At 71.5% G+C, this 16,556-nt stretch carries 7 protein-coding genes; 6 read left to right on the forward strand and 1 reads right to left on the reverse strand.

Annotated elements, in window-relative coordinates; all coding sequences use genetic code 11:
* Nucleotides 1-10: 10 nt before the first annotated feature.
* Nucleotides 11-730: a tryptophan 2,3-dioxygenase family protein gene (locus ABZ318_RS06470; RefSeq protein WP_356901371.1), complete on the reverse strand. Its 720-nt coding sequence runs from the start codon at nt 728-730 to the stop codon at nt 11-13.
* A 190-nt stretch (nt 731-920) separates the two neighbouring features.
* Here ABZ318_RS06470 and ABZ318_RS06475 point away from each other — a divergent pair, with 190 nt between their 5' ends.
* The 6 genes from ABZ318_RS06475 (at nt 921) to ABZ318_RS06500 (ending at nt 16,512) form a co-directional block, all read left to right on the forward strand.
* Entirely contained in the window at nt 921-2,711 is a 1,791-nt protein-coding gene (locus ABZ318_RS06475; RefSeq protein ID WP_356901372.1) for a non-ribosomal peptide synthetase, read from the forward strand.
* Between the two features lie 63 nt (nt 2,712-2,774).
* A complete protein-coding gene (locus ABZ318_RS06480; RefSeq protein ID WP_356901373.1) occupies nt 2,775-7,394 on the forward strand; it encodes an amino acid adenylation domain-containing protein in 4,620 nt (1,539 codons plus the stop codon).
* The gene (locus ABZ318_RS06485) at nt 7,391-11,752 is read left to right on the forward strand and encodes an amino acid adenylation domain-containing protein (protein ID WP_356901374.1); all 4,362 of its coding nucleotides are present in this window, start codon (nt 7,391-7,393) and stop codon (nt 11,750-11,752) included. The genes ABZ318_RS06480 and ABZ318_RS06485 overlap by 4 nt, the downstream gene beginning before the upstream one ends.
* The gene (locus ABZ318_RS06490; RefSeq protein ID WP_356901375.1) at nt 11,749-12,840 is read left to right on the forward strand and encodes a Gfo/Idh/MocA family oxidoreductase; all 1,092 of its coding nucleotides are present in this window, start codon (nt 11,749-11,751) and stop codon (nt 12,838-12,840) included. Before ABZ318_RS06485 ends, ABZ318_RS06490 begins: the two co-directional genes overlap by 4 nt.
* Nucleotides 12,841-12,958: 118 nt before the next feature.
* Nucleotides 12,959-14,797, forward strand: coding sequence for an ABC transporter ATP-binding protein (locus ABZ318_RS06495; protein ID WP_356901376.1), 1,839 nt, complete (start codon nt 12,959-12,961; stop codon nt 14,795-14,797).
* Complete coding sequence (locus ABZ318_RS06500) at nt 14,794-16,512, forward strand: ABC transporter ATP-binding protein (RefSeq protein ID WP_356901377.1); 1,719 nt, start codon at nt 14,794-14,796, stop codon at nt 16,510-16,512. Before ABZ318_RS06495 ends, ABZ318_RS06500 begins: the two co-directional genes overlap by 4 nt.
* Nucleotides 16,513-16,556 lie beyond the last annotated feature (44 nt).

Consider the following 16,556-nt stretch of genomic DNA (forward strand, 5'->3'; position numbering starts at 1 on the left):
CCACCAGGCGTCACGGCGTCGCGACGCTGAGACCGACGTGTGCCTGACTGCGCAGCTCGCGCAGCTCCGCGAACGGGAGGGTGCAGCGGCTGACCAGGTGGTCGGCTCCCGCTGTGCCACCCGTTCCGGCGTGGTGGCCCAGCACCCGGGTGATCAGGCTGATGTGGCCCACCTGCCATCGCCAATAGCCGTTGCCGACGTCGAGCAGGGCTTCGATGATGCGGTAATAGACGCCCGCTTCGATGCCCTGCCGGGCCACGTCGGAAACGGTGTGGCCCGACCTGGCCACCCACGCGGCGAACGATTCGTACAGCGGCCCCTCCTGCTCGGCGTTGCCGATGAGGTGGGCCAGCCGGTGGAATTGCTCCGACTGCGCGCCGCTCGCGGTACCGAGCAGCGTCCGGAACGTGGCGAAGTCGCGCAGCGGCAATCTGTCGAGAGCGGTCAACTGGGCGTGCAGCACGCGCATGAGTTCCGCGGCACGCTGGAGGAGATCGACGATCCATTCAGCGGTGGACGTGTCGTCGCTCGTCGTCAGTTCATCGACGACGGCCTCCAGGTCGGAGATGATCTGCCTGAGCCAGAGTTCGCTCGCCTGGTGCGTGATGATGAAGAACTGCTCCGAAAGCACAGTGGACTTCATTGCCACGGATTCCGCGGCGCGGGGCTTCTGGAGGGACAGCAGAGTATCCAGTTCGAGGTAGTCACGATACTTTACGTCATCGGTCACTTTGATTCCTTCTCTCCATGCGGAAGGCTCAACGTCGCCAGGCCCTGTCTCATCATGGAGCGGCCGGCGGCCCGGTGAGCGCGTGGAGAAAGAGTTCTTTCACGGCCCGGTCGGCCGGCAGGGAGCCGTGCCATCGTCGATGACCGTTGCCCAGTTCATGCTGAAACCCTGTTTCGGAGGCGGAGCGGAGTTGAACACTGTTTCGGACATATTCGAGTCCGTGGTGGCCAGGTCGGGTGATGCGCCGGCCGTCGTCTTCGGAGACATCGTCGTCGACTACGCGGAGCTGAACGAGAGCGCGAACCGGCTCGCGAGGCGGCTGATGGCGGCCGGCGTGGGGCCGGACTCGCTGGTCGCCGTCGCCGTGCCGCGGTCGGCCCGGCTGATCATCGCGGTGCTCGCGGTGCTGAAGGCCGGTGGCGCGTACCTGCCGCTGGACCCGAGCTATCCGACCGAGCGGCTGGCCCACATGGTCGTGGACGCGCGGCCGGTGCTGTTGCTGCGGACGGAGGACGTCAGCTCACTGCGTCTGGACGTGCCGGAGGTCGTGCTCGACGACGCCTCCTTCGAGGCCGCGTGCGCGCAGGAGCGCAGCGACGACATCGCCGCGGACGAGCGTCCCGTGCCGCTGCATCCGGACCATCTGATGTACGTCATCTACACCTCCGGTTCGACCGGCGTCCCCAAGGGGGTCGCGGTCAGCCATGCCGGCGTCGCGGATCTGGTCTCGACGCAGCAGCGGCTGTACGGAGTCGGTCCCGGCGAGCGCGTCCTGCAATGGGCCTCCTTCAGCTTCGACGCCTGGTTCTGGGACTTCGCGCTGGCGCTGCTGAACGGCGCGACGCTCGTCATGGCCGAGCAGCACGCGCTGATGCCGGGAGAGTCGCTGCGCGAGACCATGCTGAAGTACGACATCGATCACGCGGTCCTGCCGCCCGTCGCCCTGGGCGTCACCGAGAGCGAGGGACTGCTGGTCGGCGGAACGATCACCTCCACCGGCGACGTCTGCACCCGGTCCCTGGCCGAGGAGTGGTCCAGGGGCAGGCGCCTGTTCAACGCGTACGGTCCGACGGAGGTGACGGTCGGGACGTCCATCGGCGGACCGATCGAGGGTGTCCAGGAAGAGGTGACCGTCGGCACGCCGTGGGACGGCGCCGCGGTGTACGTGCTCGACGAGGGCCTCCAGGACCGCCGCGACGGCCAGGAGGGCGAACTGTTCCTGGCGGGAACCGGCGTGGCTCGCGGCTACCTGAACCGGCCGGGCCTGACGGCGGCCACGTTCGTCGCCGATCCGTACGGCCCGCCCGGAAGCAGGATGTACCGGTCGGGCGACCGGGGCAGGGTCGCGGCCGACGGCGAGCTCTACTTCACCGGCCGGATCGACAATCAGGTGAAGGTCCGCGGCTTCCGCATCGAACTCGGCGAGATCGAAGCGCGACTGGAGAGTCACCCCGCGGTGGAGATCGTCGTGGCGGTCGTCGGCGGTGACGACGTCGCCAGCGAGCACATCGTCGCCTACGTGAAGACGTCGGCACGCCACGAGGTCTCCGAGGCGCAGTTGCGGGAATACGCACGCGGCAGCCTTCCCGAGCACATGGTGCCGTCGAGCATCGTCGTGCTCGAACACGTTCCGACCCTGCTGAACGGAAAGGTCGACCGCAAGGCGCTCGCCGAGCGGGCCGTGCGCACGGCACCGGGCAGGACCGGCACGGACGGCGCCTCTCCGCGTGCCGTTGCCGCCGCGACCTCGTACGAGGAAGTCCTCTGCGGCATGGTGCGGGAGACGCTGCAGGTCGACGAGGCCGGCCCGCAGGACAACTTCTTCGACCTGGGCGGCCATTCGATGCTCGCCGCGAAACTGGTCAGCCGCATACGCAAGGAGCTCGGCGTGACCGTGCCGATGCGTTCGATGTTCGAGGCCGGGACCCTGGCCGAGCTGGCGCAGGTCGTCGAGCAGGCCGAGCAGGCCGAGCAGGCCTGATCAGCACCTGTCGAAGTGAGCGTGGGGCGCGGCGAAGTCATGAGCGTGCAAGGGAGCTTGGAAATGTCATCGGAGATTGTTGACCGCAGCGCGGGGGATCTCGCCGCCACTGATGCCGGGATGGACCGGGACGCCCTGCGCCGTGAGGTGTCCGGCCTGCTCGGCATCGAGGTGACCGAGGCCGACGACGACAGCAACCTCTTCGAACTCGGCCTGCAGTCCCTGGGGATGATGCGGCTGGCGAGCCGGCTCAGCCGTACCGGTTCCGAGGTCACGTTCGCCCAGTTGTCCGACGATCCGCGGCTGTCGGCCTGGTTCGAGCTCCTCACACCCGGTGCGGGGACCGAGCCGTCACCGCGGTCGCGGAGCGACGCCGAGGCGGAGCACGAGGTCGGGGCGGAGCACGAGGTCGGGGCGGGGCAGCCCTTCCCGCTCACGCCGGTGCAGCAGGCCTATCTGATCGGCCGTGCCGACGACCAGCCACTCGGCGGAGTCAGCTGTCACGCCTACCTGGAATTCGACGGGCAGCAGGTGGACCCACAGCGTCTCGAGGACGCCGTTCGCGCCCTGATCGAGCGCCATCCCATGCTGCGCGTGTCGTTCGCCGACGACGCCACCCAGCACGTCATGTCCGAATCGCCCTGGCCGGGTGTGACCGTCCACGACCTCCGGGACCGTGCGGGCGACGAGGCGGCGAAAGCCGCCCTGGCTCTTCGTGACGGGCTGTCGCACCGGCGCCTGGACGTCGACCGGGGCGAGGTCATCGACGTCCAGCTGACCCGGCTCCCCGGTGGCGTGGACCGGCTCCACTTCAACGTCGACCTGCTGGCCTCCGACCTCGCCAGCATCCGCGTGCTGCTCGGTGATCTGGCCGTCCTGTACGACAACCCCCTCGGCCTCGGCGACCTCACCTACACGTTCGGCCGGTATCTCGCGGATCAGGACCGGACCCGCGGCGCGGACCGAGAACGGGCCCGCGCCTACTGGCAGGAGAGGCTGCCGTCGCTTCCGGGAGGGCCGAAGCTCCCGCTTGCCGCCGATCCGGAAGCCGTCGTACCGAGGTTCGTCCGCCGTTCCTGCGAGCTCACGGCGGACGAGTGGCGCATCCTGGAGCGGCGGGCCGGCGAGGCGGGTCTGACGCCCTCCGTGGTGCTGGCCACGGCGTACGCGATGGTTCTGGGGCGCTGGAGCGGGGACGAGCACTTCCTGCTCAACCTGCCGCTGTTCGACCGCGACCTCGACGCACACCCCCAGGTCGACCGCATCGTGGCCGACTTCACGGGGCTGGTCCTCGTCGAGGTCGACCTGTCCGGCGGCGGCACCTTCGCCGACTGCGCCCGCGCCATGCAGAAGCGGATGCACGAGGACATCGGCAACTCCGCCTATTCCGGTGTCGACGTGCTGCGTGACTTCCACCGCACCGACCCGGACGCACCCCGCACGGCGCCGGTCGTCTTCGCCTGCGACCTGTCGGCGCCGCTGGTTCCGGACGCGTTCGCGGCCCGCTTCGGCGAGCCGACGTGGATGATCTCCCAGACCCCGCAGATCTGGCTCGACCACCAGGTCTACCGCAACCGCGACGGCGGCGTGCTGCTGGTGTGGGACGCCGTGGAGGAGCTCTTCCCGGACGGTGTGCTCGACGCGATGCTGTCGGCCTACGAGGCCCTGGTCCGCGGCCTGATGGACGGCGAGTGGGCGGCGCTTCCGGAGATCCCGCTGCCCGCCGAGCAGGAGGAGCGGCGAGCGGCGGTCAATGCGCAGACCCGTACGGTGACCGAGAACCTTCTGCACACCGCGTTCTTCCAGCGGTCCGGCGAAAGGGCCGGGCAGCCCGCCCTGTTGTGGGGCGAGCAGGAGGTGATGGCTCACGACGAGCTGGCGCAGCGCGCCCTCGCCATCGCCGGCGCACTGGTGGAGCGTGGCATCGGCCGCGGCTCGTACGTCGCCGTGACCGCGCCGAAGAGCGCCGAGCAGATCGCGGCCGTGCTCGGAGTTCTCGCGGCGGGCGCCGCGTACGTGCCGATCGGCGTGGACCAGCCGGCCGAACGGCGCGCCCGCATCCTCGAACTCAGCGGCGCCCGGGTGATGCTCGCCGGCAGCGGGCTCGTGGAGCCGTCCGATGCCGGGATCGAGGTGCTGACGATCGAGGCGGCGATGCGCGCGCGCCCCCTGGGGGCGCCGGTGGCCGCCGACCCCGGTGACACCGCGTACGTGATCTTCACCTCGGGCTCGACGGGCCTGCCCAAGGGCGTCGAGATCAGCCACCGCGCTGCGGTCAACACCGTCGAGGACGTCAACGAGCGGTTCGGGATCGGGGCCGGTGACCGGGTGCTGGCGGTGTCCGCGCTGGACTTCGACCTCTCGGTGTGGGACATCTTCGGGTTCCTCGCGGTCGGTGCGGGCGCCGTGCTCGTGCCGGAGTCCGGTCGCCGCGACGCCGCCGAGTGGCTGACGCTGTGCCGACGGCACTCGGTGAGCGTCTGGAACACCGTGCCGGCCCTGCTCGACATGGCGCTGACCTCGGCCGAGGCGTCCGCGTTCCCCGCCACGTTGCGCCTGGCCCTGCTGTCCGGCGACTGGATCGGGCTCGACCTGCCCGAGCGGCTGGACCGGGCGACGAACGGCCGGTGCCGGCTGATCGCGCTCGGCGGCGCCACCGAGGCCGCGATCTGGTCGAACGCGTACGAGGTCACCGCGGTACCGGACGGCTGGCGATCGATCCCGTACGGAAAGCCACTGCGGAACCAGAAGTTCCGGGTGGTGGACGGACGCGGTCGGGACTGTCCCGACTGGGTGCCCGGTGAGCTCTGGATCGGCGGCGCCGGTGTCGCGCTCGGCTATCGGGGCGACCCCGAGCTGACCGCGGCGCGCTTCCCGCGGCAGGACGACGAGCGCTGGTACCGCACCGGCGATCTCGGCCGCTACTGGCCCGACGGCAACCTGGAGTTCCTCGGCCGCCTCGATCACCAGGTGAAGATCAACGGCTTCCGGGTCGAGCTGGGAGAGATCGAAGCCTGCCTGCAGGCGCATCCCGCGGTGGCGCAGGCCGTGGCGGTTCCGCTGACCGAAGGGCGCCGGGAACTGGTCGCCGCCGTGGTCGAGCGCTCGTCCGCGCCGGACCGCGCCCAGGCACACACGGACCGCACGCCCGGAGGCGGCCGGCAGAGGAACGCCTTCCTGCCGCCCCCGGCCGAGTCCGTGACCCGGCCCGATCCGCATCTGCACGAGCACCGACTGGTGGAGGTGCTGCTGGCCGGTGTCGTCGCACCGCTGGTCGGGCCCGACGGCGCCGCGGCGGGGCACCCGTCCGTCTGTGCCGAACAGCGTCCGGTGGTGGACATCTGGCTCGAGTACCTGGCCCAGCGCGCCGTGCTGGTACGCGGCGCCGACGCGGCGTACCGGCACGGCCCGAGGTGGGGCGAGGTCACGGATCCGGCCTGGGCCGAGCAGGTCCGCGAAGCCGCCCGCGGGACGGGTTTCGAGTCCGTCGCCACCGCACTGGAATGGGCCGGGCCCCTCTTCTCGGCCATCGTGTCCGGTGACGCGGACGCCACCGCGCTGCTGGACGATCCGGTCCTGGCTCCCGAGGCGCTCAGCGACCTGATGCCGGGGACGGCCGACTGCCTCGGCGTCGTCGCGCAGGACCTGCGGGCGCGCGCCGGCGGCGACGCGCCGCCGGCCGTGGCGGAGTGGGACGTGGTCAGCGGCCGTGGCAGCGCGAGGCTGCTCACCGAGCTCGCCGCGGACACGGTCGCCTACACGCTGCTCGGTTCCTCGATGCCGGCGCTGGCCAAGGCCGAGACGCTGCTGCGCGAGCGGGGGCACGGCGCGCACACCGCCGTGCAGGGCGCCGACGCGATCGCCGCCCAGCACGTCCACGCGTTCGACGCGGTCGTGGCGAACAACGTCCTGCACCGGATGCCGGACCCGGAACTGGCCGTGGCCACCATGGCACTGCTGCTCGCGCCGGGTGGGCGTCTCTACCTGTTCGAGCGCGAACACCCGACGCCGCTCGCGCTGGTGACCGCACTGCCGCTGGAGGCGCGCGCGGGACGGTTCGACGGGGACCGGCCGGACCCCGGCTGGCTGTACGGCCGCGAGCGATGGGCGGAGGCCTGCGCCGGAGCCGGACTGTGCGACGTCCGGGCGCTGCGCACCGAGCGCACCGGGGAGGTCCTGCTGGTCGCGGACCGGCCCAAGGCGGCTCGCGGGGTCGACGGGGAGCAGCTGCGCCGATGGGCGGCGGACCGGCTGCCCGAGCACATGGTGCCCGCCCACCTCGCCGTGCTGCCCGCGCTGCCGCTCAGCGGCAACGGGAAGGTCGACCGGCGACGGATCCAGACGGTTCTCGAGCACTCCGTCGACCGCCCTCGTGACGTGGGGGACCCGCCGCGCGGCGCCACCGAGACGTTCGTCGCCGAGCGGTGGACGAAGCTGCTCGGCCTGGAATCGGTGGGCCGCGACGAGAACTTCTTCCGGCTCGGCGGCGACAGCCTGCTCGCGACGCGCTTCGTCGCCGAGGTGCGCGGGGCATGGGGCGTCGAACTGCCCATGCGCGAGGTCATGCGCACACCGACCGTCGCGGGGCTGAGCACGCTGATCGACCGGCTCTGTACCGCCGCCGACGGGCGGCCGAACGACGGCTGGGACAACGGGGACGACTGCGAAGAGGGAGCGGTGTGAACGCCAGGGAGCTGCTCGAAGAGTTTCAGAGCGCAGGAATCCGTCTGTGGCGCGAGGGTGAGCAGCTGCGGTTCCGCGCACCCCGCGGGGTGATGACCGAGCAGCGTCTTGCGGAGTTGCGCCGCTGCAAGGCGGAGCTGCTCGGCATCATGGCGGACACGGCCGCGGGCCCGGAGGCGGGACAGCCGCAGGGCGGCGATCCGGTGTGGCAGAGCCGGCCCGAGGACCGTGAACTGCCCTTTCCGCTGACCGACATCCAGTCGGCCTATCTGTTCGGCCGCAATGCCGCCTTCGACTACGGCGGCGTCTCCTGCCACGTCTACCTGGAGTTCGAGTACCCGGCGGAGCTGGACCCCGACCGGCTGCAGCAGGCGTGGGACGGCCTGGTGCAGCGCCACGACGCCCTGCGGACGGTCATCTTCGAGGACGGCGTCCAAAAGGTCCTGCCCGTGCTGCGGGACACCCGCATCGAGGTCGCCGATCTGCGCGGAGCGTCCGGCGACACGGTCGACAAGACGCTCGCCGAAGTGCGCGACGAGCTGTCCCACAAGGTGCACCCCGCCGGTGAGCGCCCCATGTACGAGCTGCGCCTGACCCGGGAGTCGGACCGCAGTGTGCTCCACGTGTCCGTGGACTTCATGGCGCTGGACTGGCTCAGCATGCAGCAGGTGCTCTCCGAGCTCGACCGTCGTTACCAGCGGCCGGACTGCGAACTGCCCCCGGTGGACGCCACCTTCCGCGACTACGTGTTCGCCGAGCGCCGGCTGCGCGACACCGACCGCTACGCGCGCGACCGCGCGTACTGGTCGGACCGCATCGACGAACTGCCCGGCGCGCCCGCGCTGCCGCTGCGCGACGACCACGATCCGGCGACGGCGCCCCCGCGGTTCCGACGTCTGACGGCGACGCTGAACGACCGCGTGTGGCGGTCGCTCAAGGAGCGCGCCGTCGAGCACGGCATCACACCGGCCAACGCCGTGCTGGCGGCGTACGCGGAGACGATCGGCCGCTGGAGCGGCGTCGAACGCTTCTGCCTCGGCCTGCCCGTGCTCAACCGGATGCCGCTGCACCCGCACGTGGACCGGTTGCTCGGCGACTTCACCTCGCTGAGCCTGCTCGCCGTCGAGCGCGAAGGCAGGACGAGCTTCGCCGAACGGGCTCGCGCCCTGGGCGAGCAGATCTTCGAGGACCTCGATCACGGGCTGTACAGCGGTGTGGAGGTGCTCCGCGAGATCACCCGGCGCCGTGGGCGCGAGGCGGCGCTCCTGCCGGTGGTGTTCACCGGCAGCATCGGTGTCGGGGGCGGCGACACGGTGTCGCCCGCGGGCCGGAAGGCGCGCCCGGTCCACGGCATCAGCCAGACGCCGCAGGTGTGGATCGACTGCCAGGTGGGCGACCAGTACGGCGGCCTGGACATGAACTGGGACGTCCGCGAAGGGGTCTTCCCCGACGGTCTGGTGGACGACATGTTCGCCGCGTTCGAAGGGCTCCTGCACCGGCTGGCCGCTCACGACGAGCCGTGGGCGGCGGTGGACCCGCAGCCGCTGCCGGATCGGCAGCGCGCCGTGCGGGCCGCGGTGAACGGGACGGAGGCGCCCGTACCGGACGGCCTGCTGCACGACCCCCTCGTGGCGTACGCGCGGGAGTTCCCGGACCGGGTCGCGGTGATCGACCCGGACGGGACGCTGACCTACGGGCAGTGGCTGGGCCGGGCCGCCGCGGTGGCCGAGCAGCTGCGGGCGGCGGGGTGCCGCCCCGGTGACTTCGTGGGCGTACTGATCGACAAGAGCCGGGACCAGGCCGTCGGGGTGCTCGGTGTGCTCCTCGCGGGCGGTGTGTACGTGCCGGTCGACCTCGGCCAGCCCGCGATCCGCCGGGACCGGATCCTCACCGACAGCGGCACCCGGTTCGCGGTCGTGGCCGACGCCGCGACCGGCGCGCCCCCTCCCGGTGTCCGGGCGGTGGAGGTGGCCGGCGTGCAGCCGCTGCCGATGGCCCGGATTCCCGACTCGCCCTCGACGGCGCCCGGTGAACTCGCCTACGTGATGCACACCTCGGGTTCGACCGGTGTGCCCAAGGGCGTGATGATCACCCACCAGGCCGCCCTCAACACGGTGCTCGACATCAACCAGCGCTTCGGCGTCGACGCCTCCGACCGGGTCCTGGGTCTGGCGGCGCTCAGCTTCGACCTCTCCGTCTACGACCTGTTCGGTCCGCCGGCCGTCGGCGCCCCGCTGGTGCTGCCGGACCCCGCGCGGCGCGGCGACCCTTCGCACTGGGCCGCGATGGTGGCCGGGCACGGCGTGACGCTGTGGAACTCGGTCCCCGCGCAGCTCCAGATGCTGATGCACTACCTGGACGTCGAACCCGCCGAACTCTCCTGTCTGCGGCTGGCTCTGCTGTCCGGCGACTGGATCCCGCTGTCGTTGCCCGGTCACGCCGAACGGCACGTGCCCGGGGTCGAGCTGGTCAGTCTGGGCGGAGCGACGGAGGCGGCGATCTGGTCGATCCACCACCGCATCAAGGGCGTCGAACCGCACTGGCGCAGCATTCCGTACGGAAGCCCGCTGGCGAACCAGCGTTTCCACGTACTCGACGCCGCGCTGCGCGACCGGCCCGACCTGGTCATCGGCGAGCTGTACATCGCGGGCACCGGTCTGGCCACGGGCTATCTGAACGACCCCGAGCGGACCGCGGAGCGTTTCCTCCGGCACCCGGAGACGGCGGAACCGCTCTATCGCACCGGCGACCTCGGCCGTTACCTGCCGAACGGGGAGATCGAGTTCTGCGGCCGGGCCGATCAGCAGATCAAGATCCGGGGACACCGGATCGAGCTCGGCGAGATCGAGTCGGTGCTCGGCGAGCACCCGCAGGTGGGCACCTGCGTGGTGCTGGCGGCGGGCAGCGACGCCTTCGAGCGGGCCTTGGTCGCGTTCGTGATCCCGCGCAGCCGACCCGCGTCCGTCGAAGGCGCGGAACTCGTCCGCTGGGTGTCCGAACGGCTGCCGTCGCACATGGTCCCGGCGAGGGTGCGGATCGTCGAGACGCTGCCGCTGACACCCAACGGAAAGGTCGACCGCAAGCGCCTGCTCGAATCGGCGCCGGCCCCCGGTGCGTCGCGGACCGCGTCCGCCGAGCCGCCGCGGCCGGGACTCGAACGGCGGATCGCCGAGCTGTGGGCCGAGGTCCTCGGCGGCGAACCGCCGGCCCGCGACCACGGATTCTTCGACGCGGGCGGGAACTCGCTGCTGGCGGCGCAGTTCGTCGGACAGGTACGCGAACGCCTCCCCGAGGCCACGCGGACCACGTTCGACGTCCTGCTGCGCGCACTGCTGGACCGGCCCACGGTCGCCGGTCTGGCCCAGTGGCTGGAGTCCGCCGCGGCGGCGGCGCCGGCCCCGGAGGCGACGGCGCCGACCGCCTCGCGGTCGCCACTGGTCCCGCTGGCCGGATCGGGGCGGGGGCCGGTACGGCTGCTCGTGCACGACGGATCGGGAACCCTGACGCGGTACCGGGCGCTGATCGACGAACTCGGTGCGGACGCGACGCTGCTGGGTCTCGTCCTGCCGGGCGCCGGCGACGGCTCCGACCCCGCCGTGCCCGACCTCGTCGAGGAACTGGCCGTCGGCTACGCACGCGAGGTGCGGGCCGCCGGACACGACGACGTGGAGATCATCGGGCACTGCCTCGGCGGCCCGATCGCACTGGAGCTGGCCCGGGCCCTGAGCGAGGCGGACGTGACGGTCCGGCGGCTGACCGTCGTGTCCGGCCACCGCGTCCCGTACCTGCTGCACGACGACCTCATGGTGGACTACGCCTTCACGCGGATGATGGGCGCGGACCCGGCCGCCCATGGCTGGCCCGCCGACGAAGCGGCGGTCGGCCGGGCTCTCGCGACCGCGCTGGCCGGCTCGCCGACGGCCTTGGCGGAGGGCGCCCTCGGGCGGGTGACCGGCGACGAACAACTGGACGCGGTCGCCGAGCGGTTCCGTGCCCTCGGGCAGCGGGACACGGCCGAACGGCGGGCGGAACTGCTTCGCGCCCTCGCCGACGCGGATCCGGCGCAGGCCGACGCCGCGCAGCTCGGGGCCCTGCACACCGCCTTCGCGCGGACCCTGGAGGCGGTGACACGCCACGAGCCGGAGCCGTACGCGGGGGACATCACCTTCCTCCGGCCGGTGGAGCCCCGGCACTTGATCCCCGGTCCGCAGGACGATCCGGCCGACTTCTGGCGTGAGGTGTGCCTGGGCGACCTGACGGTCGTCGACGTTCCGGGCGATCACTTCAGTTGCCTGCGGCCGCCGCACGTGACGCGGACGACGGACGCGATCACGGCGCCGGAGGTGGACCACCGATGACGCGCGCCCCCTCGGACCCGATGCGCATCGTCGTGTGCGGCACCCGGTTCGGCCAGGTGTACCTCTCGGCCCTCCGCCGTGCCGCGCCCGAGCGCTTCCGGCTCGCCGGCATCGTGGCACGGGGCAGTGCCCGGTCCGTCGCGCTCGCGGAGGAGTACGGCGTCCCGCTGTACGACAAGGTCGACCAGCTGCCCGACGACATCGACGCGGCCTGCGTCGTGGTGTCGACCGCGGTCGGCGGCGGCCGGGGCGTCGAGCTGGCCCAGGCCCTGCTCGAGCGCGGAATCCACGTGCTGCAGGAACACCCGGTGCACCCGACCGAGCTGGCGGACTGCCTGCGGGTGGCGCGCCGGGCGGGGACCCAGTACCTGGTGAACACCTTCTATCCGCATCTCGAGCCGGTCCAGCGGTTCACCTCCGCCGCTCGCCGGCTGGTGCGGCTGCGCAAACCGGTGTTCGTCGACGCCATGTGCGCGGTGCAGGTCTCCTTCGACCTGCTCGACATCCTGGCCGGGATCTTCGACGGGCTGCGGCCCTGGTCGCTGTCTCCGGTCGCGGAGCGGGAGGGCCGCCCGCTGGTCGCTGTGGACGGGCAGATCGCGGGCGTGCCCCTGACGCTGCGGGTGGAGAACCGGATGCAGGAGGGCGACGACAGTACGAGCCTGTTCCTGCACCGGATCACCATCGGGACCGACGCGGGCAACCTGATGCTGGCCAACACCCATGGTCCGGTCATCTGGAGCCCGTCGCTGCGCATGCCGTCGGACGCGACGGGGCAGTTCCTCCCGAGTCGGTCGGACGCGGCGGAGCGGTGGCCGCACGGGCTCGGCACCACCGGCGCCTACGTGGGTGCGGCCGAGACGCCCACCTGGGCGACCGCCCTGGACGAGGTGTGGGGGGAGGGGGTGTTGGCCGCGCTGGACGAGCTGCGGGAGCGCGTCGACGCGGGCGTGGACCCGTTGCAGGGCAGTCAACGCCCGCTGGCCGTCGCCCGCGCCTGGAAGGAGCTGACCGAGTCCCTGGGCTATCCGGAGGTGGCCCACCCGGATTCCGGGGACCCGTTGACGGTCGCCGATCTCACCGGTTGAGCGGGCGCCGGACACCGGCCGTGGAACGGCCCGGAGTCGTTGGCCATTGTTGGTGGCACAGCGACTCCGTCCACGGTACGGTGATATCGGAACACGTTTGAAAATCGATGGGAGAGGCATGAGTGCGATCGATCCCGCTGTGGCGGGGGAACGGTCCACGTTGTTAGCGGAGACCGGTCCGGCCGGAAAGAAGGACTTCGGACGGCTGTTACGTCCGTTCGTCCAAAAGCTTGCGGTTGTAGTGCTCCTGCAGGTGATCGGCGCTCTCGCGGGACTTGCGCCGCTGCTCGCGGTGGTGGAGCTGGGGCGGACTCTGCTGGCGGAGGGCCCCGTTGACCACGATCACGTGTGGAACGTCGTGATCGTGGGTGTGGTCGGCCTGTTCGTGCGGCTGGTCTTCACGGCGGCGTCGTCCGGGATCGGCCATGTGCTCGACGGCCAGGTGCAGTTGGCGTTCCGCCGGCAGCTGGCGGCGCAGCTGGGCCGGGTGCCGATCGGCTGGTTCTCCCGTCGCCGGACAGGTGAGCTGGCCAAGGTGGTGGGGGAGGACGTGGGTGCGGTGCACCCGTTCATCGCCCACACCCCCGGGGAGCTCGTCTCCGCGTTCGTGGTTCCGCTGGCGTCGCTGGTCTATCTGTTCACCGTCGACTGGCGGATGACGCTGATCACCCTGATCCCGGTGGTGATGGCGATCGCGCTGGTTCCGCTGATGATGACGCCGAAGCGGCTGCGGGAGCAGGAGGAGTTCGATACCGCGATGGGCCGGATCTCGACATCGGTGGTCGAGTTCGTGCAGGGCATCGCGGTGGTCAAGGCGTTCGGCCAGTCGGGGCGTGCACACCGCAAGTTCCTGACCGCGGCGGACGATTTCGTGGGCACGTTCAACCGGTGGGTGCACGGCATCTCGCGGATCGCCGCAGGGATGCAGTTGGTGCTGGCGCCGCCGTTCGTGCTGCTCGTCGTGCTGATCGGCGGCACGATCCGGATCACCGGTGGCGGCCTGGCGCCGGCCGATCTGCTGCCGTTCCTGCTCCTGGGCCTGGGGCTGACGGCTCCGGTGGCCGCCCTGGGGCACGGTTTCGACGAGATGCAGGCCGCGGGGCGCGCGGTGGGCCGGATCCGCGAGGTGCTGGAGGTCGAACCGCTTCCGGAGCCGCCGCATCCGCGGATCCCGCAGGGGAACCGCGTGGAGCTGAGCGGGGTCCGGTTCGGCTACGAGGACGACCGCGAGGTGCTGCGAGGGGTCGATCTGGTGCTGGAGCCGGGGACGGTCACCGCCGTGGTGGGCCCCTCGGGAAGCGGGAAGTCCACGCTGGTGCAGCTGCTGCCCCGGTTCTTCGACCCCGGCCAGGGCGCTGTGACGCTGGGCGGAGTGGACCTGCGCGAACTCGGCAGCCGGGAGCTGTACCAGCGGGTGTCGTTCGTCTTCCAGGACGTGCGACTGCTGCGCGCCTCGGTCGCGGACAACATCGCGCTGGCGGTGCCGCAGGCCGATCGCGACGACGTGGTGCGGGCCGCGAAGCTGGCCAACATCCACGAGCGGATCCTCGAACTGCCGCACGGCTACGAGTCGGTGATCGGCGAGGACGCCAGGCTGTCCGGCGGCGAGGCGCAGCGGATCGCGATCGCCCGCGCTCTGCTGGCCGATACGCCGGTTCTGGTCCTGGACGAGGCGACCGCGTTCGCCGATCCGCAGACCGAGCAGGCGGTGCGCCATGCCCTGGCGACGCTGGGCGGTGAGCGGACGGTTCTCGTCATCGCCCACCGTCTGGAGACCATCATGGACGCCGACTCCGTGGTGATGCTGGACGAAGGGCAGATCGTCGAGCGGGGCCGGCCCGCGGAACTGCTCACCCAGAACGGGAGGTTCGCCACGTTCTGGCAAACCCACCACGCGGCATCCGCCGACGACGTCGACGCCCTGGGCGGCGTACTGCAGGGAGATGAGTCCCGATGATCCGCATGTTGCTGCGTGTGCTGGGACGCGAGTACGCCCAGCCGCTGCGCCGCACCGTGACCCTGATGACGATGACGTCGGTGGCCGAGGGCCTGTCCTACGCGCTGCTGGTGCCCGTACTGCGAGAGCTGTTCGGCGACTCGCCCGAGGACGCCTGGCCCTGGCTGACCGGGTTCGGCATCGCGATCGCGGTCTACGCGACGCTGCGCTACGTCAGTGACCTGTCCGGCTTCCACGTGGGCACGGCGCTGCTGCGCGGCATGTACCACCGGCTCGGCGACCACCTGTCCCGGCTGCCGATCGGCTGGTACAACAACTCCAGCCGGCTGGGCGAGGTCTCGGTGCTGGCCAGCCAGGGCGTGCTGCAGGCGATGTCCGTGATCGCGCACCTGCTGGCGCCCTTCGTCTCGGCCAGCGTGACGCCGTTGACCATCGTCGTGGTGATGCTGGCCTACAACTGGCAGCTGGGACTGGCCGCACTGGCCGCCGCGCCCCTCGTGGTGGGGATCCAGGTCTGGACGGCACGTACGTCGGCCGCCGGCGACGTGGAGCGCCACAAGCTCGACGAGCAGGCCACCGGCCGGGTCATCGAGTTCCTCCAGGTGCAGCCGGTCCTGCGGGCCGGCGGGCGCACCGGGGAGCGCTTCGGGCTGCTGGACAACTCACTGCGCGATGTCGAGCGGGCCTCGCGCCGCGCCACGTTCTCCGCGCTGCCCGGCGCGGTGGGCCTGACCCTGACGGTCCAGGCGATGTTCACCGCGCTGCTGGTCCTGGGCGTCTACCTGGCGCTGGACGGGAACATCGGCGTCGCGGAGGTCCTGACGATCCTGGTGCTGGCCGCCCGCAGCGCCGACCCCCTGCTGTCCCTGACGGACATCGGCGGCAAGCTCCGCGGCGCGCGTTCGGTGCTGGCCCAGCTCGACACGGTCCTGCGCACCGAACCGCTGCCCGAACCGGCCGAACCCCGTCAGCCGACCGGCCACGACCTGGAGTTCGACGCCGTCACGTTCCGGCACGGCGACCGCACCGTCTTCGACCACGCCTCGCTGACCGTGCCCCAGGGGCAGCGGCTCGCCGTGGTGGGTCCCTCCGGCGCGGGCAAGAGCACCCTGCTGCAACTGCTCGCACGGTTCTACGACGTCGACCAGGGCGCCGTGCGCATCGGCGGCGTGGACGTACGCGAGATGAACCCCGAGGCGCTGATGGCGCAGATGTCCATCGTCTTCCAGGACGTCTACCTCTTCGACGGCACGATCGAGGAGAACATCCGGCTGGGCCGCCCGGACGCCTCCGACGCCGACGTGCGCGCGGCAGCGAGCGCGGCACGCCTGGACGAGGTCATCGAGCGGCTGCCCGACGGATGGGCGGCCAACGTCGGCGAGGGCGGCGCGCTGCTCTCCGGTGGTGAACGCCAGCGCGTCTCCATCGCTCGCGCGCTGCTCAAGGACGCGCCCGTCGTGCTGCTGGACGAGGTGACCTCCGCACTCGACCCGGTCAACGAAGCAGCCGTCCACGAGGGCATCGAACGCCTGATGGCCGGCCGCACCGTGGTCATGGTCGCCCACCGCATGCGCACCGTTCAGCGCGCCGACCGCGTCGTCTTCCTGGACGGAGGCCGGGTCGTGGAGGAAGGAAGCCACGACGAACTCCTGCGCCGCGGCGGCCGTTACGCCGAGTTCTGGAACATCGCCATGGCACCCGCAGCGAGGAAGTAGACCGAGATGTCTGTCGATCCCATAGTGAGGGACGGTCGCACCGG

This window comes from Streptomyces sp. NPDC006197 (assembly GCF_040613865.1).
Classification (GTDB): domain Bacteria; phylum Actinomycetota; class Actinomycetes; order Streptomycetales; family Streptomycetaceae; genus Streptomyces.